Below are 25,469 nucleotides of genomic sequence, written 5' to 3'. Positions count from 1 at the left end.
CGACATGGCACAACAACATTTTGTCGAACTGAAAAAGGTAACCAAACGGTTCGGTAGCAACACCGTGATCGATAATCTGAATTTATCTATCCCACAAGGACATATGGTCACGCTGTTAGGACCATCCGGTTGTGGTAAAACCACCGTATTGCGTCTGGTTGCCGGGCTGGAAAAACCCAGCGAAGGTAAAATTTTCATTGATGGTAGAGATGTTACAGATTGTTCCATTCAGCAGCGGGATATCTGTATGGTATTCCAATCCTACGCCCTGTTCCCACATATGTCGTTGGGAGAAAACATTGGTTATGGACTGAAAATGTTGGGGCAACCTAAAGCAGAGATACGCGCGCGGGTTAAAGAAGCATTGGAACTGGTAGACTTGACTGGTTTTGCAGATCGTTATGTCGATCAAATCTCCGGTGGTCAACAGCAACGTGTTGCACTTGCTCGCGCTCTGATCCTTAAGCCGAAAGTCCTGCTTTTTGATGAGCCGCTCAGTAACCTTGATGCTAATCTGCGCCGCAGCATGCGCGAAAAGATCCGCGAATTACAGCAACAATTCAATATCACCTCGTTATATGTTACTCACGATCAGAGTGAAGCATTTGCGGTTTCCGATACCGTATTGGTAATGAATAAAGGCAAAATTATGCAAATTGGCGCACCACAAACGCTCTATCGCCAGCCTGCATCTGAATTTATGGCGAGCTTTATGGGAGATGCCAATATCTTCCCTGCTATTCTGGGTGCTGATTATGTAGAAATTTTCCACTATCGCCTGCCGCGACCAGAAAACTTTACCACCCACCGTCAATCGGTAACGGTAGGTGTCAGGCCGGAAGCCATCACTTTGAGCCGTCACGGAAATGCCAGCCAACGCTGTACTATTAGCTATGTGGCTTATATGGGACCACAATATGAAGTCACTGTGAACTGGCAAGAGCAAACTCTGCTGCTACAGATTAACGCTACCCAATTACAGCCCAATGTTGGCGATAACTACTATCTGGAAATTCATCCAGTTGGGATGTTTATTTTGGAAGAGCAAAGCAAAGGTTAATTTGATTTAAAAAAATCCTGGCTTTCAAATCAGGAGGCCGCCAAACGGCGGCCTGTGCAGTGATAGCAAGTACCTAATGAATTATTCTAAGCTGATTGATGAGTCATCATAGAGATTTCGAGTTTCACACTTAAAAAAATAATTATGATTAAAAAATCGCACTTTTTGCTAAAGACATTAATTTTTACTTTAAATTTAACCTGTTACATATAAGACAGTAAATAATTTAGGAATTTTTAGTCATTAAATCTATTATTAAAATTAAGTTATTATAAATCAATATGATAAATGCGATAAAAACATATTGAACTCCATTCGAACCACCTGGTTCAACAACCCTTTTTATTCTTTCAGCGTAAATAGGGATACTTTGCATAAGAATAATCATAAATTATATGAAATCTATGCAAAATATCCGCCTCGTGAAATTCGCCAATTAATACTGAGTTATTAAATGGCTTATCAGAAACAACTAGAGCTCAGAATCTCTATACGCCTGATTAATTATGGCTTTTGCCATCCATTTAGTGATTTCAATAACTTTCTCGTCATCCATATTCCAAATATCTTTCATTACCAGAAAGACTTCAGAGCCATAAATTAGGGAAAAAGAACGAATGACATTTTCCAAAGTTTCCGGTGGAAAATGCCCTTTTAGTGGTTCAACAACCATTGCAAGGATCTCCTTACGATGCCCGCGTACCAGTTTCTTTTCCTGCTTATCCGCAGATAAATCGCGCCCATGAGCCCATTGCTGTAAAGAAACCAACAGAGCCGCCCGCAATGCACCTTCATGTTGAAACATTCGGGGATAGGCAAAATCCAACAGCTCAATAATCCGCTCTTCGGTTTTTTTGCTGGAAGGCTGCCAGGTGAGAATTGGCCCAAGGCTGGCACCAACAATTGCGTCAATTAAATCGCTTTGGGTCGGAAAATAGCGGTATGCCGTTGCTCTGGAAACACCAGCATACTGCGCTAATTCGGAAACCGAAGGTATCGCGCTCTGCTCAAAAAGTTCCAGTGCAGCGTTTATCAACAATGCATACGTTTTTTTCCGGGTTCCGGTAAAGTGAGGTTTACTATTCGAATCCATCATTGCCACAACTCTTTCACAATAAAAATCTCTAGATAAAGCTTATGGTTAAAATTCTTTTTCGCTATCGTCACTCTACTTAACTATCTACAAAACACCCAAATTGATTCAGCTTATTTATGGGTAAAATGAGATGACAGTCCCAATTTGGTAATATAATAGTGATACTAGAGTCTCATCTTGTCTATAATCTGTCCATGAATGTTGTCAGCACCGGGGAAGTATTCATAATTATAATGAAAAAAAGCCAAGGCTGTGTTTATATCGCCACTATTTTTGATACCAAGAGCGCAGAAATCTTCTACGTCAGGGATCTGATAGAACAAGCTGGCCTTGCCGTTCGTACTGTGGATTTAACTACTCAATCTGGCCCGCTCGAAAGAGGTGCGGACATCACTGCATTAACAGTAGCAGAGCATCATCCACAAGGCAAAGATGCCGTTTTCTGTGGTGATAGGGGGAAAGCAATATCCGCAATGTCAGTCGCTTTTAGTCTTTTTTTATCAAGACAAACTGATGTTTTAGCGATTTTGGGTTTGGGGGGCTCCTGCGGGACAGCACTGATCACACCCGCGATGCAATCTTTGCCTGTAGGTATACCAAAACTGATGGTTTCTACTATGGCCTCCGGTGATGTTTCAGGTTATGTCGGTGTCAGTGATATCGCCATGCTCTATTCAGTCACTGATGTGTCCGGCCTTAATCGTATCTCCCGTCAGGTATTGAAAAATGCGGCTAACCAAATTGCAGGTGCAGTTTATTTCTACCAAGAGAACAATGTTGAAGATAAGCCAGCTATTGGTCTGACAATGTTTGGTGTCACAACACCGTGCATACAATTACTGACCAAAGAACTGGAGCAACAGTATGACTGTCTGGTTTTCCATGCAACCGGCAGCGGTGGCAAAACAATGGAAAAACTGGCCGAAAGCCGCCTGCTGAATAGCCTGTTGGATATCACCACAACCGAAGTCTGTGATTATCTGTTTGGTGGTGCCTTGGCCTGTGATGCAGACCGTTTGGGGGCGATAGCCCGCACACAAACACCTTATATTGGCTCTTGCGGTGCATTAGATATGGTGAATTTCGGGCATCTGAATACTATCCCGGAACGCTACAAATACCGTCAATTTTATCGCCATAATTCTCAGGTAACATTAATGCGCACCATACCTGAAGAAAACCGCCAAATGGGGATTTGGATTGCTGAAAAGCTTAATCGGTGCGAAGGAAAAGTAAAATTTATTATTCCTGAAGGCGGTTTTTCCGCTCTGGACATTGAAGGTGGCCCCTTCTGGGATCCTGATGCGACTCAGGCCTTTATCAACGCTTTTGAGTCTACATTTATAGAAACGGAAAACAGGCAACTCATTAAAAGCCCTCATCACGTGAATTCACCTGAATTCTGCCAACAGGTGATGAGCGAATATCAGCAGATGATGATGGCTGTAAGTTGTGACTCAACACGAACAACCACTGAAGCAGGAGCAAATGTTAATGGGCCTGATCACCAGCAATAATACGGGTTCAGAAGTAGTATTGACACTGAAAGATTGTATACAACTAATTAATGACTAGGTAAAAAGTTGTCAAAACAGGGCGTTCTGATGCTATTGTTCTATTACAACCTCTTACGATATATCTGTCGGAATGTTGTACTAAATAGAACAGTCAGGGTGCTTGTGTTCTAAAGGGAAGCCATAAGAACTTCCTGTTAATAACCTTGCTATAAGATATTGGGAGTTAACAAACTAAATTAAAACATAAATACACCTGCTTTGTTTTCTTCCTTTTCGGAGCTTATCTCCGTCAACACCAGGCTCCTGCGGCACCCACCGCAGGAGTTTTTTTATGAATAAACGGGCAGCAGATTAAAACTTGATAAGATATGGGCAGTGACATTCAATACACCAAACAGCAAAATCAAGCCGATCAGCGCATTGCCGCCCCAAACCCGGTAGGCCGGGCTACCAAACCGTTTACGGGATGCTCTGGCAAGTAAAGCCGGAACGATAGCAGCCCACACTGTCGCAGCCAGGCCAGCAAAACCAATCGCATAAATAAAACCATTCGGGTAAATCATTCCACCAACCATTGGTGGAAGAAACGTCACCAGTGCAGTTTTAAAACGCCCCAGTTTGCTATCATCAAATTTGAACAAGTCGGCCAAGTAATCGAACAGCCCCAGCGTGACACCAAGAAATGAGCTGGCAACAGCAAAGTTAGAAAAAAGGGTCAGCAATAAATTCAGTGTTGCACTATTTAAGCCTCCACTTAATGACTGGACCAGAACATCAATATTTCCCCCTTGTTCCGTAATTTTAATAAAACCTGACCGGGGAATATTTCCCATTGTTCCAATCAACCAAACCAGATAAAGAACTAACGCCATTGATGTCCCAATAAGCAGACATTTTTTTATTTTTTGTGGCTCTTTTCCATAATATTTCATCAGGCTAGGAACATTGCCATGATATCCAAAAGAAGCCAGGCAGAAAGGTAAGGTTGCTAATACATAAGGCCAATAAGTTGGATTAATTTCAGCGGTATTAAATAAAACAGCAGATTCAACGTTATAAATTAAGCCGCCAAAAGTCATAAAGAAAGTTAATATTTTTGCACCAAGAATAATAGAGGTTATCCGGCTGACCGCCTTCGTACTTAACCAGACAATAAACGCAACGGCAAAAGCAAACAAAAACCCGGCAAGTTGCGGCGAAAAATCTATCGACATTTCCTGCATGACATGCTGAATAATCGATCCACTGGCAGAAATATAAGCATAAGTTAGTATATATAAAACAAAAGCAATCGTAATACCATTGATGATATTCCAGCCGTTACCTAAAAGATCTTTTGTTATAGTCCCGAAACTTGAGCCAATCCGATAATTAAGATTGGCCTCCAATATCATTAACCCTGAGTGCAACATGCAAAACCAGGTAAAAACCAAAGCAGCGATTGACCAGTAAAACCATGCTCCTGACATTACAACGGGTAAGGAAAACATGCCTGCGCCAATAATCGTTCCGCCAATGATCATTGCGCCGCCAAGTAAAGATGGAGACGATTTTTTTATCGGCAAAGTAGCCATATGTGTGACCCTAGCGTGACTTTATAATGGATAAAACAAAATTTGGGATGCTTTTAAATAGAAGCACCCCTATTCTTATTATTTAATTGGTTTTAATCTTGCAACAAAATGCCGTAATACTGAAGGCTCATAAGTAAACGTTAACCCTTTAATTTGAGAGGCTCTCTCTTTCAGAGAAATAAAGGCTTCGGCAATATAGTCCATATGATCATTGGTATATACCCGACGAGGAATAGTTAATCGCAGAAGTTCCATTGGTGATTCTTTTTGCTTTCCTGTCTTTGGATCACGCCCTAACAATAAAGAACCAATTTCGACACTCCTTATTCCCGCATCCAGATACAATTCATTATTCAGGGCATGTGCAGGAAATTGCTCTCCTGGAATATGTGGCAATAATAATTTAGCATCAACAAAGACAGCATGACCACCGGTTGGATATTGAATAGGAATGCCTGCATCCATTAATCTTTTCCCTAAATAAGCTACCTGATTAATACGATATGCCAGATAATCTTCATTCATACCTTCTTCAAGGCCAATTGCCAGCGCTGCCATATCGCGACCGGCAAGACCGCCGTAAGTGACAAACCCTTCCATTGGCACGCAACGGACACGCACTTCATTAAACAGATCTTCGTCATCACGGAAACAGCAAAGACCACCGATATTGACCATCGGATCTTTTTTAGCTGACATGGTTAGCATATCACCATATTGATACATCTCCCTGACGATCTCTTTGACTGATTTATTTTCATAGCCTTTTTCTCTTTGCTTAATAAACCAGGCATTTTCACAAAAGCGGGCGGAATCAATCACCACAGGGATATCGTATTGCTTTGCAATCTCATACACAGACTTCATATTAGCGATAGAAACAGGTTGACCACCAGAACTATTACAAGTCACGGTTGTGATAATGGCCACAATATTATCAGCCCCCTGTTCTGCAATCGTTTTTTTCAGTTCATCAATATCAAAATCGCCTTTCCAATCGTAATAGGTGGTCGTATCAAAGGCTTTTGGCGTAACAACGTTAATTGCTTTTGCGCCATTTAATTCCACATGAGCCGCGGTGGTATCAAAATGAAAATTAGAGATAAAGACCGGATGGGTTGCACCACCTTGCGCTTTTTTACGAGCAATTAATGTCGGAAATAAGATTTGTTCTGCACCGCGCCCTTGATGGGTTGGAATAGTGTATTGATAACCAATCAGCTCGTTAACTTTATCACACAGATGATAATAGTTACGGGAACCCGCATAAGCCTCATCACCCATCATCATTCCCGCCCACTGGCGATCACTCATTGCACCGGTACCGGAATCTGTCAGCAAATCAATATAAACAGCATCACTTGGTAACAGGAATGGATTATATCCAGCCTCTTCTAACGCTTTTTCACGTTCCGCACGCGTCGTCATACGGATATTTTCTACCATTTTAATACGGAAAGGCTCTGGAATACGTTTCATGAATATTTTATCCAATAATTGTTTATACTGCGTAATTCAGGAAAAATCCTGAAAAACACACAGAAATACGCCACAATAAATGCAATGATTAAAAATAAAGATTTAATTAGAGATACAACCAGAGGAATTAATTAGGGAAATAGTTAGAAATACGGTGATCGACATTAAACCATGCCTGTATATTACAAGAATAAATAAAATGATAATGTAAAAATATAGAAATCATAAAATGAACTTATCCCCCAGTTAAAACTGCTCAATAAGATATAGATAATATTTAAATTATCCGTGACCAATCACGCAAAAAACAAAAATCATAAAAAATAGAAAATTATATATACTCAAGTAAATCGATTATATACCTAAGAAAAAACAGTTAATAAACATCGTATAAGAACCAATGAAAAAATATAACAACACAATTAAATCAAATCAATAAAAAAACATATTAAAATAATAAGAATATTTTAATAAAAATCATGCAGAGATCAAAGAAACCTCATCCTTCAAGTCAGGTAAGGAAATAAAACATCTTTCTTCCTAATGATTAATTTCTGCATTTCCTGTATGGCAATTACTACAAAAAACAGAGCTGTTCATAGAGTGAAAAATACTTATACAATAGGAAAAATATCGCAGAGCTAAAGAGTAACGTATGAACCAACATAAACCTTATTGGAATCGTATGGTCCCTGAACTGACCGTCACTGATTTTTCTCGATCTCTCGATCTCTGGATTTCTATCAAAGAATCCTCGGTTTCCAGTTACTTATTCGCCGTGATACCCCAGATTTCGCCTATCTAGAATTGGGCGAAGCACAGCTAATGCTTGAAGTACTACATGATGATGGTTGGAATACTGCCTCACTAAATTATCCTTTGGGAAGAGGTGTAAATTTTCAAATCGAAGTTGATGATTTAACTCCTCTACTTAACAACTTAAAAGCTAATGGCATAACACTATACCGAGAAGTTAAAGACAATCATTACCGTGTTGGTGAAGTACTTGCCTGCCAAAGGGAATGCCTGGTGCAAGATCCCGATGGCTATCTGCTACGTTTCAGCCAATTCATAGAGAACATAATGACATATTGAATGGTATATTCTTTGATTCCCGACAGTTCCTTCACTTTTTTTACACTTAAATGCTATTATGACTCTGGAAGAGATAAACAATATACCAATAAACACATTGCTTGTTATTGATTAATTATATTCAAGTTTAATAAATAATTTTAATTACTTACATCTAGAACCAACTAATTTAGATTATTTTCATTAGCTTAAATAGGACACCTTAGCGTTTAATTTATTTATAAAAATCCGCCCTTATTAAAGGGCGGAATAGAAATAACAGAAATAGAATTCTGTATAGCACTATAACTGTGCCATCTGAAAATCAATTAATTCTAGCCTCGATTAATTATTCATTCTCAAATATAACAGGGGTTGAGTGATCAGGAGTTGAATTATTAGGACCGTCAGAACCGATAAGACATGTCGTAGTGTGGGATGAAAAAATGACACATTTTATTGCACATATGGGGAAATGTGGCTTTAATATACAAGCATATATAGATGCAGAAAAAGTAGAAAAAAAAGTCAACATCAAAATAGTCATTATTAATCGACGCTGTAATCTATTTATCATCATATCACCTCGTTAAATGGTATATTTTTATTTCCATATATTTTACTCCTGAAACTAATTATAGAACAAGATTTAACCAAATAAATTCTTTTATCTTTTCGTTGATGAAGCGTTTAAGTTTTAATGAAATAATAAAATTATTTAGATAAATTAAACTTTAAATATTGCCAAAACACAAAAATATAGACATTATTTTGGAATTTTATCCAAACATAAAAACACAACCCTTAATTGCACTAATTTTTATATTAATATTAATTATATGATAAAATTACCAAAACAATTAAACAGAACATATAAAATTTTCCACTTCCTGCTGTTATCAGACAACAATTTGCTTGATACAGTTACGAAATTATTCACGAATCGGTCTGGTATCATAGATTGGTAATCAGACACCATAACCAATATTCAGATACAGACAAATTGAAAAATAGCATTCACCTTTTTATTCTTATCCTCTCTCTGTTAACAAATGAATAAACCATGTACAATACATGAATATTTTCTGAGTACGCGGCATCTCAAGAAACTATTTATTTTACCTTTTTTCAATAAGCAGGTTTTTCAAATGCATCAAACTGATGTTACTGAGCGTTCGCTCTTTTCGCTAAGTTGGCCGATTTTTATTGATATTCTCCTCCATCTGGCCACTTTATTAATTAACACCTATATGGTGAGCCATGTTTCTACTTCTTACCTGGCTGCTATGGCAGTAGGTAATCAGGTCTTTGACCTGTTTATCACTATTTTCAGCTTTATCAGTGTCGGTTGCAGTGTTGTTATTGCGCAATACATTGGTGCCGGCAAACGGGATAAGGCCAGTCAGGCGATCCATATTTCTATTGCATTCAACTTTTTACTTGGGCTTAGTTGTGCACTGATTACCATCTTCTTCGGCTATAAGATCTTGCATATTATGAATATGCCAGAACACCTGATGGAAGATGGTTTCAGCTATCTGCACATTCTGGGGATCTGCCTGATCCCGGAAGCCATTTCGATTATCCTGGCAACTTGTTTACGAGTTTATGGAAAATCCAAGCCGGCGATGTATGTTACGCTGATTGCTAACTTGTTGACGGTGCTGGGTAATATGATAGTCCTGTATGGTTTCTTCGGATTGCCTCAATATGGTCTGGAAGGTGTTGCCTGGTCTACCGTCTTTGGCCGGATTGTTGCCGTTATCCTGTTATTCTGTCTGCTAAGTTATGGCCTGCGGATTAAATTTAAACTGACAGGTTTCCTGCTCTGGTCAAAAAGTATATTGGGCAAAATTTTACATATCGGTTTACCCGCAGCGGGCGAAAATATGGTGTGGGTCCTGCAATATATGGCCGCCATAGCATTCATTGGATTGATGGGTGAAATTCCACTGGCAGCACAAACACTCTATTTCCAGCTATCACTATTTGTCATGTTGTTTGGTATTGCCACCAGCATTGGTAACGAAATTATGGTTGGTCATCTGGTCGGTGCCAAACGGTTTGAAGATGCTTATATTCGTGGCTTTAATAGTCTGAAAATTGGCTGTATCGTGACCGTGGGTGTTGTCACCGCCTTCTGGCTGTTCAGGGTACCGATTCTGCATTTCTTGACGCAAGATGAATCCATCATAAAACTGTTGTTGCCACTATTCTTGCTGTCTGTTTTTCTGGAGCCAGTCCGTACCGCCAATATCATTATGGTGAACGCATTGCGTGCTTCCGGTGATGCCCGTTTCCCGCTATATACTGCGATGTTCTTTATGTGGTGTGTTGCTATTCCAATAGGGTATTTCCTTGGCATCAAGATGGAAATGGGGATCTTAGGTATTTGGATCGGTTTCTTCTGTGATGAATGGCTGCGTGGATTCGTTAATACTTGGCGTTGGAAATCTAAAAAATGGCAAACAAAGCGATTAGATCTTTAATCAACAGATTGTGGATGATTGAAATATTTGCCTAATCTCAACACTGAGGTTCCCTTCATCGGGAGCCCCAGTGTTGTATCCTTCCCAATTGGGGATCTTATCATTCCATTACCCTCTATATAGAAGACACCTTATATTCGACTTGAATAAATAGTGATTTCCGTCGTACAGACGGTTGCGGCCTGAGAAGTGGGAAGCCTGGCCGTTTACGGCGGGGAGCAGTCTCAAGGTTATAAGTATACGTTTTAAAATAATTTTCTCGTATCGTATGGTTTTATAAATTACCACTGTCTCAACGATGGTTAAGTTGCGAAGAAATTTTAAAAATAGTAAAAAGATAAGCATAATAATGCGCAGGATGTTTACCTGCCCATTATTACCATTCGCTCTAATCAGAGATTAATGCTTTTCTTTACCATAATGCTCAGAATGGGGACCATAAAGTAAACCGCGACTACCGCCAGCTGTCAGTAAGCGATGACTTGTAATACCCGCAATCTCATGACCTTTATCGGTAATGGTATTCGCGATTTGTGAAATGACCGCAGACACCAAGATTCCAATAAGGCTACTATTCGAGTTATTTTGATTTTCCGTCGATGAGGCAACTGCCCGACCATTCCACAGTTGTTTACCACTGCGCAGATCCACTAGTTTAGCGGAAGCCGTTACACGGGTATCGCTGTTGATAACCTGATACTGCGTGCCGTACTCTTCAATATCCAGATAGAGCGCGGAATCTGCACCAAAAATATCATGCAGTTTTTTATAACTGATATTCTGAATATCCTGCCCCACGGTCACGCCATTTTGCTGAAATGTCTCTTCCACGACCGCAACCGGAAAAACATAATAACCCGATTCTGCCAATGGATAAGTCACTTGAGAAATCAGGCTGTGACCTGCTTTTACTTCCAAAGATTTATTCACTGCCGGCAAAACCAGAATGGATTTTGGTTTGCTCTCTTTAAATGCAGTGTAGTCATAAGGCGTAGTCTTGGCACACCCTGTCAGCACAAGCGCAGCTAATAAACTTAACGCCACGAGAATACGATTCATTGCATAGTTCCTTTATTTTTACTTAATAAAAAGTCCATAAATGGCGCTGATTCAGGAAACAGTTTTTTCTCTGCTTCAAACTGATGGAACGCTTCTGAAATACGACCCGTTTTGCTATACAGCAAACCCATCTGTGCATGCAATCCAGGCGGTACCGGTTTATCTTTCGCTTTCGCTTTTTCAATCACTTTCTGCAAAGCCTGTAACTGCTCTTCAAACCCCATCTTATCCTGTTGATAATACTGATAAACGGTAGGTTGGTACTGATCCCATTCATAAATCGTTTTTGGCTGAGTCGCACAACCCGCCAGGGCCATAGCTGCCAGCAATAAGCCCGCTTTTTTCATTAATACCATGAGAATATATCCCTATATTGCTTAGTTAGAAGGTTTCCATGCACCCGTTTCAATATTTTCAACCAGGCTGTTTACCGCTTCACGAATTGCCAGATCCAGCACTTTGCCATTCAGCGTGGAATCATAGCTGGCAGTGCCACCAAAACCGATAATTTCACGGTTGGATAATTTATATTCACCTGCACCTGCCACGGAGAAAACCACTTCGGACGTTTCCACATTCACCACATTCAACATGACTTTAGAATAAGCCACTTGTGATTTACCGCGTCCCAACAGGCCCCATAACTGATGATCGCCGACTTCTTTACGGCCAAATTCAGTCACATCACCGGTAATGACGTAGCTCGCACCTTTCAGCTTCTGTGATTTACCTTGTAAACCCGCTTCTGCTCTCAGCTCTGCCATATTGGTGCGTTCCAGAACGGTAAAGCGTCCGGTCTGCTGTAAATGGGTGATTAAAATTGTTTTAGATTGATTACCGAGACGATCAACGCCGTCAGAGAAAATCCCGTTTTGATAACTGGAACGGTTTTCAAACTTACCGATAGCAATTGGACTACGAATACCTTGATATACCGTGTTATAAGAATTTACTTTTTGCACCTGGACGGTATTGGAAGATTCGGTTGCACACCCTGATAATATTGCCGAAGCCAAACAAATTGAAGATAAAACCAACTTACTCTGCATAAAACCTATTCCTACAAAAAATGATTAGTGTATCCACCTAAAATACAAAAATAGGCAGATGACGCATTCCATTAAAGATTTATTTACATCAAAAATTATTATGAATAAGCCCAGGCTGTGTGACCAGCATTTTATGCTAAAACAATAAAAAACCATTTGTTGTATCACATTTTTATGATTAATTTTTATTCCCCTAGAGAATAAAGTCACATTAACTTAAATTATAATTTAAATGTTTCATTAATATTTATACTGTTAATGAAATTACTGGAACTTAAATATCAAAAGCATCTCGTTATTGATGTTTAAATATCGTTCAAAATAATCAATTAATTAAGTTAAATAAGTAAAATAGACGTATTTCTGTATATAGCAAACAGAATGGAGAAAAACATGAATATTGTTGATCGTTTTATTTCTTATACCAAAATCAATACCACCACCAATAGCAAGCAAGGAGCGGCAGGTATTATGCCCTCCTCTGAAGGCCAGAGAGTATTAGCCAAAAAATTAGGGAACGAGCTAAAACAACTGGGATTACAGGATATTCTTGTGCGAGATACCGCAATTGTCACGGCAACTCTGCCCGCTAATGTGGACTATTTCGTTCCGACGATCGCATTTTTTGGTCATCTTGATACCAGCGCCGAGCTGATCAATGAGACTAAGGCTCAAGTCTTACCTTATAACGGCGGCGATCTATGCCTGAACAACGCGCTCAATATTTACCTGCGCCAAAGTGAATTCCCTGAGTTAAAAAACTACATTGGTGACGATATTATTGTTACTGACGGCACCAGCTTGTTAGGGGCGGATAATAAAGCCGCTCTGGCCGCCATTGTGAACATGTTGCAATACTTCCGGCAAAATCCTGATGTTAAACATGGCACAATAAAAGTGGGTTTTGTCCCTGATGAAGAACAAGGGCTGCTGGGAGCGAAAGCTTTTGATGTCAATGCATTTGGTGCCGATTTTGCCTATGCCCTTGATTGCGGAGGGATTGGTGAACTGGTTTATGAGAATTGGAATGCTGGTGATGTAGAAATTATCTTCACCGGACAACCGGCACACCCAATGTCCGCTAAAGGCAAACTGAAAAACTCCCTGTTGATGGCACACAAATACATTGCCATGTTGCCAGGTGGTGAGGCCCCTGAATATACCGAAGGCCGGGAAGGTTATTATTGGGTAAAACAGATACAAGGAAACAACGCCCGTACTGTGCTGAAACTGGATGTTCGTGATTTTACTCAAGCGGGTTATGAATATCGGATGACGTTCCTGAAAAATCTGTCAGATAGCTGTACCGCCCTGTGGGGAGAAGGCAGTGTACAATTCAAGATGACAGCTCGTTACACCAATGTTTACAACAGTCTGCAAGGGGAAAACCGTTATCCAATTGATATCGCTATTGCCGCTTATGAAAAATGCGATATTACCCCGCGCCCGATTCCCATGCGCGGTGGCTATGATGGTGCCGTTCTTTCCCAGAAAGGTTTACCTTGCCCGAATCTCTTTACTGGCGCACATAATTTCCATTCAATTTATGAATATTTGCCGGTGAAATCCCTGTATGCGGCTAGTGAAGTTGTGAAAACGATAGTGGAATTAACGACAGCCCGGTTTGCTCCAGGAGCGGATATATGATGCCAATCCCCTCGATATTGACAGAATAATTTACCGGGCGATAAACATCGGACAGCTCGTCTGGTTAAACTGCCCAAGTTTTTGGGGCAGTTCACCATGGCCGGGAGCAAGTGCTACCCGGCTATTTCCTGCATGGATTGCTTCACAAATTCCGCAAATGGCTTCGCGTTCTTTCCTACCGAAGCCGATTCCAGCGCCGAGAGATACTGCGTTCTATTTTTAAGCTTAATCACCGTCCAGGGGTATCCACCAATTACCAGCAAGAAGTTCATTAAAAATCTGGCAGTGCGGCCATTACCATCAGGGAACGGGTGAATGTAACCCAGGAACAGATGACCTAAGATGGCCTTTACTGCAAAATATTCCTCATTAGCGATCAGCTCTTTTAGTACTTCCATACAATCCATTAGCTGCTCGCTGGCTGGCGGTACATGCATTGAAGTACGGATATAGATCGGCCCTTTTCGGAATCCCGCCAAATCCAGTCTGTTAATAATTCCGGCATCCACACAGGGGTTAAACAATGCGGTGAACCAGTCAGTCAGGCCAACATCGACCAGATAACGGATGTCCAAGCTCTCCCTATCCTCATACGCTTCACGCAGCAACTCTTTGACCTTATTGAAAGCATCGTAATAACCTCTGGCAGCCAGTGCGTCCTTCTGCTCCTTATCCCTTTGGATGGTATCCGGCGACCAGTCACCATTAGATAAGTGCTCGATTAACTCCGGCGTAACCTTGTAACCTTCGATAGATAGCGAGTTGTAGGCATCGCTCACGTAGAGACTGCTCATCATCGCGTGAGTCTCTTCGATTGCGCGCCCAAAGAAGTCAAAAGGAGGTAGGAAACCGTCAAACACCTCGATCACGTCCTGTCTCATCTTCTGCCACAGGATCCGCACACGAACTGCGCTTGGGGATTCTCCCCGACCAGCACCTACAATTATCGGAGCATGGTCAAACGGGTTAACCCGCTTAACGCCTTCAAAACCAGCTCCCTCCATGATGGTTTGTAGTTTCCGGCTTTCAGCTTTCATCTTTAATTGTTCGTAGGCGCCAATTAATCTGTTTCCCGATGCAAGGTTCTTGGTTGTCAGCAACGCCTCTGAAAGCAAACTCAGATCAGCATTCTGGAGCGCCAATTGAATATTTAAGGGATTAGCTCTAAAGGTTTGTGGGCCAGTTTCAACTAACGCACTTTCCAATGAATGAGCATTAATACCATTCACCTTGGCAGTCTTACAGGGAATTCTTCCCTTGATGATCACCATGCTCATGTTATTCGGCAGGTTAAGCGTGCGTGGTGTCGTATCTGTGGTGTAGACGATCACTTGGTTTGATAAAGCGTTGTTTGCCGTATGCAAGTCGAGAGAGGCTTCTGGACTCAACCAATAATCATCCCCGAAGATACTTTCAATGTACTGCCCTACAAACGACCAAATAGACTCATACCAAAGCACTGAGTCGCCAGTTTGCTCAGTCGTGAGGTCTGCATCCAGGAGATACCATCCCCTGATAATTTGCTTAAGATAGCCTTTCTTGACGAGAAAAGTGCGTTGCTTATCAGTGATTAATCTGGAGTTGAGCACATTGCCCACCGCCGCATTACTCGCCGCCTTCAGTGCTTCTGCTAACCTTTCGTTTCCCGTTTTTGCCATATTCTTTCCCCACCAGATGCTTAATAATTAGCTGTTATGAAAATGCAAAATTAGTTTTTACGCTATTACGTTTATAGCTTTTATGATCTTATATTTCTAGCTTTTACGATCTTGCATTTCTCGCTGTTGCGCTAAGATCTAGTAAACAAAGGGGGGGAAGGTTGGCGTACGCTGGAACACGAGCTTCTGACTTAAATATATCGCAATCTTGTCACTAATGATTTCATAACATAACAATAAAACAATATTAATATTATTTATCATTTTGCAACCATTTTATCCATATTTAGCAACATAATACGCTTTATGATACTATGGATAATGATAACCTCAGGTAGTTTATAACTCATCAATGCAGTGGGTTCTCCGCGATACCCAGGAGTGTTTTGAATGAAAAACGGGGCGGGCTATGAAAGCAATTTCGCCTGATTCGTCAAGGTGTTATTGCATAAAAAATAAAGCAATGTCGTCATTCAAAAAATAAGGAGAAGACCGATGCAGGTCAGCAGAAGAGCTTTCTTCAAGATCTGCGCGGGTGGTATGGCGGGAACAACAGTCGCCGCGCTGGGATTTGCTCCCGCCGTGGCGCTGGCTGAAACCCGTCAGTACAAACTACTGCGCTCACGTGAAATTCGTAATAACTGCACTTATTGTTCCGTTGGCTGTGGCATTCTGATGTACAGCCTGGGTGATGGTGCGAAAAACGCCAAAGAAAGCATTTTTCATATCGAAGGCGATCCGGATCATCCGGTCAGCCGGGGTTCTCTGTGCCCGAAAGGCGCTGGGGTGCTCGATTATATTCGCAGTAAAAACCGTCTCCAATACCCCGAGTACCGCGCTCCGGGTTCTGATCAATGGCAACGTATCCGTTGGGATCAAGCGATCGAACGCATTGCCCGTCTGATGAAAGATGACCGTGACGCCAACTTTGTTGAGAAGAATGAACACAATGTCACCGTCAACCGCTGGTTGACAACGGGTATGCTCTGCTCATCTGCTGCCAGTAATGAAACTGGTATTCTCGATCAGAAATTCACCCGCGCTTTGGGCATGATCGCCATTGATTGTCAGGCGCGCCTTTGCCACGGCCCGACGGTCTCTGCCCTAGGGCCAACGTTTGGCCGCGGTGCCATGACCAACAACTGGGTCGATATCAAAAACGCTAATGTTGTCCTGATCATGGGCGGAAACGCCGCTGAAGCGCATCCGGTAGGTTTTAAATGGGTGATTGAAGCTAAAATCAAAAACAATGCGCAAGTGATTGTGGTCGATCCGCGTTTCAATCGCAGTGCCGCCGTCGCTGATTTTTACGCGCCGATCCGTGCTGGCTCAGATACTGCATTCTTACTGGGTGTGATCCGCTATTTGATGCTTAACAACAAAATCCAGTCTGAGTATGTTAAGGCTTACACCAATGCGGGTTTGATTGTTCGTGAAGATTATCGGTTTACAGACGGTTTATTTAGCGGTTTTGATCAAGCCACCAAAAGCTATGACCGATCTTCATGGCATTACGAAACCGATGAACAGGGTTATGCCAAACGGGATGACACCTTGTCTCATCCACGCTGTGTATGGAACTTGCTGAAAAATCACGTTGAACGTTATACCCCGGAACAGGTTTCCAACCTGTGTGGGACTTCAAAAGCGGATTTCCTCTATATCTGTTCTCAACTGGCAAGTACCTCGGTCACCAACCGCACTGCAACCATTCTTTATGCATTGGGTTGGACTCACCACACCGGTGGTGCTCAGATTATTCGTGCCGCCGCAATGGTTCAGTTACTGTTAGGTAACGTGGGAATGCCGGGCGGTGGTGTTAACGCATTGCGCGGTCACTCCAATATTCAGGGCTACAGTGACCTTGGTTTATTGTCGCTTAACCTGCCCGGTTATCTGCCGCTGCCGAGTGAAAAACAGGAGAACTTGGCAACCTATCTGGCGCAAACCACACCGAAAACCCTGGTACCAAATCAGGTTAATTACTGGAAAAACACACCAAACTTCTTCATTAGCTTGTTAAAAGGTTTCTGGGGCGAACACGCCACAGCAGAAAATGACTGGGGTTACGACTGGCTGCCTAAATGGGATAAAAGCTACGATATTCTGGCTCAGGCTGAATTAATGACTCAAGGCAAAATGAACGGCTACATTGTTCAGGGTTTTAATCCGCTGGCGGCATTCCCGGATAAAAATAAATCCAGCAGAGCACTATCAAAACTAAAATATCTGGTGGTAATCGATCCTCTGGTGACAGAATCATCTAACTTCTGGCAGCACCACGGTGAGATGAATGATGTCAATCCGGCGGATATTCAAACCGAAGTTTTCCGCCTGCCCTCTTCCTGTTTTGCCGAGGAGAATGGATCCATTGCCAACTCCGGTCGCTGGCTGCAATGGCACTGGGCGGGCGCTCATCCACCGGGAGAAGCGTTACACGACGGTAAAATTCTTGGCAAGCTGCTGATGCGTCTGCGTGAACTCTACCGTGAAGAAGGTGGCGCTTATGCTGATCCTATTATGAATCTGTCGTGGGATTACCAAAATCCTGAAGATCCGACACCGGAAGAGATTGCCCGTGAAGCTAACGGTAAAGCATTAGCGGATATTAAAGACGAAAACGGCAATATCATACTGAAAAAAGGTCAGCAACTTTCCGGGTTCTCTCAACTGAAAGATGATGGTTCCACCTCCAGTTTCTGTTGGGTCTACACCGGTTGTTGGACCGAACAAGGTAACCAGATGGCCCGCCGTGATAACTCAGATCCATCCGGTTTGGGCTGTACTCCGGGCTGGGCGTGGGCATGGCCGCAAAACCGTCGGGTGCTCTACAACCGCGCATCGGTTGATCCACAGGGCAAACCGTGGGATCCGAACCGCGAGCTGATCAAATGGGATGGCAACAAATGGCGTGGCTTTGATGTTGTTGATTACAGCAACGCTGCGCCGGGAACCCATGTCGGACCGTTTATCATGCAACCAGAAGGCGTCGCCCGCCTGTTTTCCATTGATAAAATGGCTGACGGGCCATTCCCTGAACATTATGAGCCGATCGAATCCCCTATCGGTACCAATCCACTCCACCCGAATGTGGTCTCTAACCCGGTTGCCCGCATCTTTCATGCCGATGCTGCTTATATGGGAGAAGCGAATGAATTCCCTTATGTCGCAACGACTTATTCCATTACCGAACTGTTCCGTCACTGGACAAAACACGCGCAGCTTAATGCTGTGGTTCAGCCCGAACAATTTATTGAAATCGGTGAAAAACTGGCGGCAGAAAAAGGCATTATTCAGGGTGATGAAGTCAAAGTGTCTTCTAAACGCGGTTTTATCAAAGCCAAAGCAGTTGTCACCAAACGAATTCAGCAACTGACCATTAACGGCAAGCAAGTTGAAACCATTGGTATCCCTTGCCATTGGGGTTTTGCTGGGGCAACCCAGAAAGGTTTTTTGGCAAATACGCTCACCCCTTCCGTGGGTGATGCCAACGCACATACACCAGAATACAAAGCGTTTCTGGTCAATGTGGAAAAGGTCTAACAGGAGCGAATTATGGCAATGCAATCTCAAGACATTATTCGTAAATCCGCCACTCATTCCTTTACCCCGGCACCTCGTGTGCGTGATCATCAGGAAGAAGTGGCAAAACTGATCGATGTTACCACCTGTATTGGCTGTAAAGCCTGTCAGGTAGCCTGTTCAGAATGGAACGATATCCGTGACGAAGTGGGTTTTAACGTCGGTGTTTATGATAATCCAACCGATCTGACCGCTAAATCATGGACCGTGATGCGGTTCTCCGAAGTGGAAGAACACGGCAAACTGGAGTGGCTTATCCGCAAAGATGGCTGTATGCACTGTGCTGATCCGGGCTGCCTGAAAGCATGTCCGTCAGAAGGGGCGATTATCCAGTATGCGAACGGCATTGTGGACTTCCAGTCAGAGCACTGCATCGGCTGTGGTTATTGTATCGCGGGTTGCCCGTTCAACGTGCCGCGGATCAATAAAGAGGACAACCGGGCATATAAATGTACCCTGTGTGTTGACCGTGTTGGTGTCGGCCAGGAGCCTGCTTGCGTGAAAACCTGTCCGACCGGGGCAATCCATTTTGGCACCAAAGAAGATATGAAAAATCTGGCGTCTGAGCGGGTCACTGAACTGCAAGGCCGTGGTTATCAGAACGCGGGGTTATACGATCCCGCAGGTGTTGGCGGCACGCATGTTATGTACGTCTTGCATCACGCGGATAAACCGCAGCTTTATCACGGCTTGCCGGATAATCCGACCATCAGCCCAACTGTAACTTTCTGGAAAGGTATCTGGAAACCACTGGCAGCGGTAGGTTTCGCCGCAACATTTGCCGCCAGCCTCTTCCACTATGTCGGCATTGGTCCAAACCGCACCAGTGAAGAAGACGAAGAACATGCCCGTCAGGATGACGAAACACCGGCAAAATCAGCTAATCGGGAGGAACTGTGATGAAAAAGCAGGATACGATTCTCCGCCACTCACCGATTGAGCGGGTGAATCACTGGTCAGTAGTGCTCTGTTTTCTGTTTACTGCTATCAGTGGGTTGGGGTTCTTCTTCCCCTCTTTTAACTGGTTAATGAATATTTTCGGCACACCGCAGTTAGCACGGATACTGCATCCGTTTATCGGCTCAATGATGTTTTTGTTGTTTATCTTTATGTTTTTCAGATATTTCAAACATAACTTTATCGACAAAGAAGACATTGTCTGGCTGAAAAACATCCATAAAGTGCTGAGAAATGAGGAAGCTGGCGATATCGGCCAATATAACCTGGGTCAAAAAGGCATTTACTGGTCTATCAGCGGCTGCCTGATCTTACTGGCTATCAGCGGCGTGATCATCTGGCGTCCCTATTTTGCCGATTTCTTCTCTATTCCGCTGATCCGGCTTGCGCTTTTGGTGCACTCTCTGGCCGGCGTTGGCCTAATCCTGCTGATTATGATACATGCCTATGCCGCATTTTGGGTGAAAGGCTCTATCCGATCGATGGTGGAAGGCTGGGTAACTCGCGGCTGGGCGAAGAAACATCATCCTCGCTGGTATAGAGAAATTCGTCAAAAAGAGCAGCAGGAAGAGAAAAACTCTTAGCCTATTTTCTTGCTGAATTTACCTGAACCATGCCATGTGAATAACTGACAGAGATATTCCTGCATGGTTCTTTATTATTTGCAATAATACCCGATATTGGCAGTGAAATATTTTGATATTTTATATTTAATTGATATAAATCATTATCTTATTCGGTCATTCCTGTTTAAACTACCTAATGTGAAAGCCATTTACAATTATTTTTATAATTGTGGGCTTTTTACTCAGTTTTCTTCTTTTCTCTGTTTATAACAGAATAAAAAGAAATTAAAATTAGTTAATTACAATACTTCACTATGATCTATCAATTTATGTCATTAAAAAGTAATTTCTATTTTTCACTTATACCTGATCGATTATTCTATAACATGAAAATGTTCTCCCGTTACCTTCTTACTGGCGAATCAATCTGCATAGTGAAATACACTGACTATAATACGAACCTCAAAAATTAGGATTGTTGCATTATCATGCAGCATCTTTTCCCTATAACACTGACATTCTTAACGGAAATAATAAGCGAGAGCCATTATGGAAACGGCAAAAAACAACCATATTATGGTCGCAGATTCTCCTGCGGCAAAACGGGCAAACATGACTGAAAGTGAATGGCGGGAGGCTATCAAGTTCAACAATCTTGATGCTGGCTGGGTCATCATGAGTATCGGCATGGCAATCGGTGCCGGTATTGTCTTCCTGCCGGTTCAGGTTGGTTTAATGGGATTGTGGGTTTTCCTGCTATCCTCGGTGATTGGTTATCCGGCGATGTACCTGTTCCAACGTCTGTTTATCAACACGCTGGCAGAATCCCCCGAATGTAAAGATTATCCCAGTATTATCAGCGGCTATCTCGGAAAAAATTGGGGAATTTTGCTGGGTACACTCTATTTTGTTATGCTGGTCATTTGGATGTTTGTTTACTCAACAGCCATCACCAATGACAGTGCTTCCTATCTGCAAACTTTCGGTGTCACTGACGGCCTACTCTCTGACAATCCTCTCTACGGACTGGTACTGATTTGTATTCTGGTTGCGCTTTCATCCTGTGGTGAACGGCTCCTGTTCAAATTATCCAGCTTTATGGTGTTGTCCAAACTGCTTGTCGTCGCGGTACTTGGTTTATCCATGATAGGCATGTGGCACTTATATAATATCGGCGCACTGCCACCAGCCGGAACGCTGATAAAACAGGCGATCATTACACTGCCATTTACCCTGACTTCCATTCTGTTTATTCAAACCTTAAGCCCAATGGTTATCTCTTACCGCCATCACGAGAAAAATCGTGAAGTTGCCCGCTATAAAGCATTAAGAGCAATGAATATTGCCTTTGGCGTCCTGTTCTGTACGGTCTTCTTCTATGCAGTTTCATTCACCTTGGCAATGGGACATGATGAAGCGGTTCAAGCTTATGAACAAAATATCTCTGCTCTGGCAATTGCGGCAAAATTCTTCCCCGGTGGCTGGGTAACGGTTATCAGTGTCTTGCTGAATATCTTTGCGGTGATGACCGCCTTCTTTGGCGTTTATCTTGGCTTCCGTGAAGCAACCCAAGGCATAGTGATGAATATTCTGGCGCGGATCATGCCAGCAGAAAAAATCAATAAAAACTGGGTACAAAAAGGCATCATGGTTTTCGCTATTCTGCTGGCTTGGGGAGCGATTATTCTGAATGCACCAGTACTGAGTTTTACTTCAATCTGTAGCCCCATATTCGGTATGGTCGGTTGCCTAATCCCGGCTTATTTGGTCTACAAAGTGCCAACGTTGCACAAATATAAAGGAATATCGCTAATCTTGATTATCTTTACCGGATTCCTATTGTGTATCTCACCATTGTTGGCATTTTCTTGAATTAAAAAAATATTCATTGAATTGAACGCAGTCTGTTACCAGACTGCGTTTATTAGTCGAATTCGCCCAATATTAAAAACGATTAAAGAAATAGGCTTTGATTTTAATATCATTGGAATATATTTTATCCTCTGGTTTTAAACCTGAAAAATCAAATAAAGGAAAAGACATTAAAGCTTTTGGTTTTTATATCAAGATCGGATTTAACTCAGTAAATGCGAGTTTTTAGCGGGGGATTTAATGGCATTTAAGCGAAAATGATTAACCGTTAAAAGAGAGTTGAAAAGAAATTCACATATAAAAGAATATTATCCGAAAGGAATAGGTATTAAAGCGTTTTATCGACGGTTGTTTTACGGATAAAACTCTAAAAGTAATGTAATAAAAAAGGGATAAAACGGTTAATGTGGCAGGATTTAAGTCCTGAAAAAGGCGGGTAAAACAGCGTTGGTAAAGATAAAAAGTGGAGAGGTTTAGGGGTGTTAAACGTAAAGCATGATATTTTATGATGATTAAATGTAATAAAAATCCCGTGTTAAAAGGGGTGAAAACAAGGATTAAAATTTTACACACGATTTATTTTACATTTACCTAACCTGACATGATTATTTAAAAATGCAAGTGAAAAGGCATTAAAGCTTTTGGCTTTTTTATCAAGGTCGGATTTAACTCGGTAAATGCGAGTTTTTAGCGGGGGATTTAATGGTATTTAATCGTAAATGATTAACCGTTAAAAGAGAGTTGAAAAGAAATTCACATATAAAAGAATATTATCCGAACGGAATAAATATTAAAGCGTTTTATCGACGGTTATTTTACGGATAAAACCCTAAAAACCATGCAATAAAAAAGGGATAAAACGGTTAATGTGGCAGGATTTAAGTGCTGAAAAAGACGGGTAAAACAGCGTTGGTAAAGATAAAAAGTGGAGAGGTTTAAGGTTTGTTAAACGTAAAATATGATATTTTATGGTGATTAAATGTAATAAAAACCCCGTATTAAAAGGAGTGAAAACAAGGATTAAAATTTTATGCGCGATTTATTTTACATTTACCTAACCTGTCATGAGTATTTAAAAATGCAAGTGAAAAGGTATTAAAGCTTTTGGCTTTTTTATCAAGGTCGGATTTAACTTGGTAAATGCAACTTTTCAGCTGCGGATTTAATGACATTTAAATGAAAATCATTAACTATTAATAGAAAGTTGAAAAGAAATCCACATATAAAAGAATATTATCCGAAAGGAATAGGTATTAAAGCATTTTATCAACGGTTATTTTACGGGTAAAACTCTAAAAACCATGCAATAAAAAAGGGATAAAACGGTTAATGTGGCAGGATTTAAACTCTAAAAAAGGCGGATAAAACAGCGTTGGTAAAGATAAAAAATGGAGAGGTTTAAGGTTTGTTAAACGTAAAATATGATATTTCATGATGATTAAATGTAATAAAAATCCCGTGTTAAAAGGGTGAAAACAAGGATTAAAATTTTACACGCGATTTATTTTACATTTACCTAACCTGACATGATTATTTAAAAATGCAAGTGAAAAGGCATTAAAGCTTTTGGCTTTTGTATCAAGGTCGGATTTAACTCGGTAAATGCGAGTTTTTAGCGGGGGATTTAATGGCATTTAATCGGAAATAATTAACCGTTAAAAGAGAGTTGAAAAGAAATCCACATATAAAAGAATATTATCCGAACGGAACAGGTATTAAAGCGTTTTATCAGCGGTTGTTTTACAGATAAAACCCTAAAAACAATGCAATAAAAAAGGGATAAAACGGTTAATGTGGCAGGATTTAAGTGCTGAAAAAGATTAAATGTAAGGCGGATTCGACTAATAAAAAGCTCATATTAAAAGGGGTGAAAAAAAGGATTAAAATTTTATGCGCGATTTATTTTACATTTACCTAACCTGTCATGATTATTTTAAAATGCAAGTGAAAAGGTATTAAAGCTTTTGGCTTTTTTATCAAGGTCGGATTTAACTCGGTAAATGCGAGTTTTTAGCTGCGGATTTAATGGTATTTAAACGGAAATTATTAACCGTTAAAAGAGAGTTGAAAAGAAATCCACATATAAAAGAATGTTATCCGAACGGAATAAATATTAAAGCGTTTTATCGATGGTTATTTTACGGATAAAACTCTAAAAGTAATGTAATAAAAAAGGGATAAAACGGTTAATGTGACAGGATTTAAGTGCTGGAAAAGATTAAATGCAAGGCGGATTCGACTAATAAAAATCCCATATTAAAAGTGGTGAAAACAAGGGTTAAAATTTTATGCGCGATTTATTTTACATTTACCTAACCTGTCATGATTATTTAAAAATGCAAGTGAAAAGGTATTAAAGCTTTTGGCTTTTGTATCAAGGTCGGATTTAACTTGGTAAATACAACTTTTCAGCTGCGGATTTAATGGTATTTAATCGGAAATGATTAATCGTTAAAAGAGAGTTGAAAAGAAATCCACATATAAAAGGATATTATCCGAACGGAATAAATATTAAAGCGTTTTATCGACGGTTATTTTACGGATAAAACCCTAAAAATAATGCAATAAAAAAGGGATAAAACGGTTAATGTGGCAGGATTTAAGTTCTGAAAAATGCGGCTAAAACAGCGTTGGTAAAGATAAAAAGTGGAGGTATTTAGGGCTTGTTAAACGTAAAACATGATAGCGGATGATGATTAAACTTAATAAAAAGCAGGCGTTAAAAGGGGTAAAAAAACGGTTAAAACTTTATACCGATTAAAATCATCAGTTAAAAAAATGACGTTTAAT

The 25,469-nt window shown here is 41.1% G+C and carries 16 protein-coding genes and 1 pseudogene; 9 read left to right on the top strand and 8 right to left on the bottom strand.

Features of this window, described 5'->3' with window-relative positions:
- Positions 1-4: 4 nt before the first annotated feature.
- A complete protein-coding gene (fbpC, locus tag C5471_RS17340; protein WP_133813381.1) occupies positions 5-1,060 on the top strand; it encodes a ferric ABC transporter ATP-binding protein in 1,056 nt (351 codons plus the stop codon).
- A gap of 472 nt (positions 1,061-1,532) precedes the next feature.
- Here fbpC and C5471_RS17335 read toward each other — a convergent pair whose 3' ends face one another.
- Positions 1,533-2,156, bottom strand: a complete 624-nt coding sequence (locus C5471_RS17335) for a TetR/AcrR family transcriptional regulator (RefSeq protein ID WP_133813382.1) — start codon at positions 2,154-2,156, stop codon at positions 1,533-1,535.
- A 233-nt stretch (positions 2,157-2,389) separates the two neighbouring features.
- Between C5471_RS17335 and C5471_RS17330 the strand changes: the two genes are divergently transcribed.
- Positions 2,390-3,673, top strand: a complete 1,284-nt coding sequence (locus C5471_RS17330; protein WP_242688759.1) for a Tm-1-like ATP-binding domain-containing protein — start codon at positions 2,390-2,392, stop codon at positions 3,671-3,673.
- 329 nt (positions 3,674-4,002) lie between these two features.
- Here the strand turns inward: C5471_RS17330 and mtr are convergent, their stop codons facing one another.
- The 3 genes from mtr to tnaC form a co-directional block, all read right to left on the bottom strand.
- A complete protein-coding gene (gene mtr / locus C5471_RS17325) occupies positions 4,003-5,247 on the bottom strand; it encodes a tryptophan permease (RefSeq protein ID WP_133813383.1) in 1,245 nt (414 codons plus the stop codon).
- A gap of 78 nt (positions 5,248-5,325) precedes the next feature.
- Positions 5,326-6,726, bottom strand: a complete 1,401-nt coding sequence (tnaA, locus tag C5471_RS17320; protein ID WP_133813384.1) for a tryptophanase — start codon at positions 6,724-6,726, stop codon at positions 5,326-5,328.
- A gap of 127 nt (positions 6,727-6,853) precedes the next feature.
- On the bottom strand, positions 6,854-6,952 hold the full coding sequence (tnaC, locus tag C5471_RS25360; RefSeq protein WP_071993008.1) for a tryptophanase leader peptide: 99 nt from the start codon (positions 6,950-6,952) through the stop codon (positions 6,854-6,856).
- A 459-nt stretch (positions 6,953-7,411) separates the two neighbouring features.
- Between tnaC and C5471_RS17310 the strand changes: the two are divergent.
- Positions 7,412-7,821 (top strand): annotated as a pseudogene (locus C5471_RS17310) (bleomycin resistance protein).
- A 1,127-nt stretch (positions 7,822-8,948) separates the two neighbouring features.
- Positions 8,949-10,289 carry an MATE family efflux transporter gene (locus C5471_RS17305; protein ID WP_133813385.1) on the top strand — a complete coding sequence of 447 codons (1,341 nt, stop codon included), beginning with the start codon at positions 8,949-8,951 and terminating at the stop codon, positions 10,287-10,289.
- A gap of 399 nt (positions 10,290-10,688) precedes the next feature.
- On the opposite strand, the gene C5471_RS17300 is transcribed toward C5471_RS17305, so the two are convergent.
- Genes C5471_RS17300 through C5471_RS17290 form a run of 3 tightly spaced genes read right to left on the bottom strand, consistent with a single transcriptional unit; the run spans position 10,689 to position 12,397 of the window.
- Positions 10,689-11,348: a DUF799 domain-containing protein gene (locus tag C5471_RS17300; protein WP_133813386.1), complete on the bottom strand. Its 660-nt coding sequence runs from the start codon at positions 11,346-11,348 to the stop codon at positions 10,689-10,691.
- Entirely contained in the window at positions 11,345-11,704 is a 360-nt protein-coding gene (locus tag C5471_RS17295) for a DUF4810 domain-containing protein (protein ID WP_133813387.1), read from the bottom strand. The genes C5471_RS17300 and C5471_RS17295 overlap by 4 nt, the downstream gene beginning before the upstream one ends.
- 21 nt (positions 11,705-11,725) lie before the next feature.
- On the bottom strand, positions 11,726-12,397 hold the full coding sequence (locus C5471_RS17290) for a CsgG/HfaB family protein (protein WP_133813388.1): 672 nt from the start codon (positions 12,395-12,397) through the stop codon (positions 11,726-11,728).
- A gap of 393 nt (positions 12,398-12,790) precedes the next feature.
- Between C5471_RS17290 and pepT the strand changes: the two genes are divergently transcribed.
- Positions 12,791-14,044, top strand: coding sequence for a peptidase T (gene pepT, locus C5471_RS17285; protein WP_133813389.1), 1,254 nt, complete (start codon positions 12,791-12,793; stop codon positions 14,042-14,044).
- 113 nt (positions 14,045-14,157) lie between these two features.
- Here pepT and C5471_RS17280 read toward each other — a convergent pair whose 3' ends face one another.
- Complete coding sequence (locus tag C5471_RS17280; protein WP_133813390.1) at positions 14,158-15,702, bottom strand: Fic family protein; 1,545 nt, start codon at positions 15,700-15,702, stop codon at positions 14,158-14,160.
- Between the two features lie 495 nt (positions 15,703-16,197).
- On the opposite strand from C5471_RS17280, the gene fdnG reads away from it, so the two are divergent.
- The 4 genes from fdnG (at position 16,198) to C5471_RS17260 (ending at position 22,679) form a co-directional block, all read left to right on the top strand.
- Complete coding sequence (fdnG, locus tag C5471_RS17275; protein ID WP_133813391.1) at positions 16,198-19,245, top strand: formate dehydrogenase-N subunit alpha; 3,048 nt, start codon at positions 16,198-16,200, stop codon at positions 19,243-19,245.
- 12 nt (positions 19,246-19,257) lie between these two features.
- The gene (fdxH, locus tag C5471_RS17270) at positions 19,258-20,184 is read left to right on the top strand and encodes a formate dehydrogenase subunit beta (protein WP_133813392.1); all 927 of its coding nucleotides are present in this window, start codon (positions 19,258-19,260) and stop codon (positions 20,182-20,184) included.
- Complete coding sequence (gene fdoI / locus C5471_RS17265) at positions 20,184-20,825, top strand: formate dehydrogenase cytochrome b556 subunit (protein ID WP_133813393.1); 642 nt, start codon at positions 20,184-20,186, stop codon at positions 20,823-20,825. Before fdxH ends, fdoI begins: the two co-directional genes overlap by 1 nt.
- Before the next feature lie 531 nt (positions 20,826-21,356).
- Positions 21,357-22,679, top strand: a complete 1,323-nt coding sequence (locus C5471_RS17260; protein WP_133813394.1) for an SLC5/6 family protein — start codon at positions 21,357-21,359, stop codon at positions 22,677-22,679.
- The last annotated feature ends 2,790 nt before the right edge of the window (positions 22,680-25,469 follow it).

It is taken from the genome of Photorhabdus tasmaniensis (assembly GCF_011189505.1).
Classification (GTDB): Bacteria; Pseudomonadota; Gammaproteobacteria; order Enterobacterales; family Enterobacteriaceae; genus Photorhabdus; species Photorhabdus tasmaniensis.
This window is presented reverse-complemented; position numbering and strand designations above follow the sequence as displayed.

What these genes read in the sequence shown, in the direction of transcription:
- C5471_RS17290 (WP_133813388.1), bottom strand. Translation starts at nt 12,397, where the DNA reads ATGCAGAGTAAGTTGGTTTTATCTTCAATTTGTTTGGCTTCGGCAATA.
- mtr (WP_133813383.1), bottom strand. Translation starts at nt 5,247, where the DNA reads ATGGCTACTTTGCCGATAAAAAAATCGTCTCCATCTTTACTTGGCGGC.
- C5471_RS17330 (WP_242688759.1), top strand. Translation starts at nt 2,390, where the DNA reads ATGAAAAAAAGCCAAGGCTGTGTTTATATCGCCACTATTTTTGATACC.
- fdnG (WP_133813391.1), top strand. Translation starts at nt 16,198, where the DNA reads ATGCAGGTCAGCAGAAGAGCTTTCTTCAAGATCTGCGCGGGTGGTATG.
- fdoI (WP_133813393.1), top strand. Translation starts at nt 20,184, where the DNA reads ATGAAAAAGCAGGATACGATTCTCCGCCACTCACCGATTGAGCGGGTG.
- fbpC (WP_133813381.1), top strand. Translation starts at nt 5, where the DNA reads ATGGCACAACAACATTTTGTCGAACTGAAAAAGGTAACCAAACGGTTC.
- C5471_RS17295 (WP_133813387.1), bottom strand. Translation starts at nt 11,704, where the DNA reads ATGGTATTAATGAAAAAAGCGGGCTTATTGCTGGCAGCTATGGCCCTG.
- C5471_RS17335 (WP_133813382.1), bottom strand. Translation starts at nt 2,156, where the DNA reads ATGATGGATTCGAATAGTAAACCTCACTTTACCGGAACCCGGAAAAAA.
- pepT (WP_133813389.1), top strand. Translation starts at nt 12,791, where the DNA reads ATGAATATTGTTGATCGTTTTATTTCTTATACCAAAATCAATACCACC.
- C5471_RS17260 (WP_133813394.1), top strand. Translation starts at nt 21,357, where the DNA reads ATGGAAACGGCAAAAAACAACCATATTATGGTCGCAGATTCTCCTGCG.
- tnaC (WP_071993008.1), bottom strand. Translation starts at nt 6,952, where the DNA reads ATGATTTCTATATTTTTACATTATCATTTTATTTATTCTTGTAATATA.
- C5471_RS17280 (WP_133813390.1), bottom strand. Translation starts at nt 15,702, where the DNA reads ATGGCAAAAACGGGAAACGAAAGGTTAGCAGAAGCACTGAAGGCGGCG.
- tnaA (WP_133813384.1), bottom strand. Translation starts at nt 6,726, where the DNA reads ATGAAACGTATTCCAGAGCCTTTCCGTATTAAAATGGTAGAAAATATC.
- C5471_RS17305 (WP_133813385.1), top strand. Translation starts at nt 8,949, where the DNA reads ATGCATCAAACTGATGTTACTGAGCGTTCGCTCTTTTCGCTAAGTTGG.
- C5471_RS17300 (WP_133813386.1), bottom strand. Translation starts at nt 11,348, where the DNA reads ATGAATCGTATTCTCGTGGCGTTAAGTTTATTAGCTGCGCTTGTGCTG.
- fdxH (WP_133813392.1), top strand. Translation starts at nt 19,258, where the DNA reads ATGGCAATGCAATCTCAAGACATTATTCGTAAATCCGCCACTCATTCC.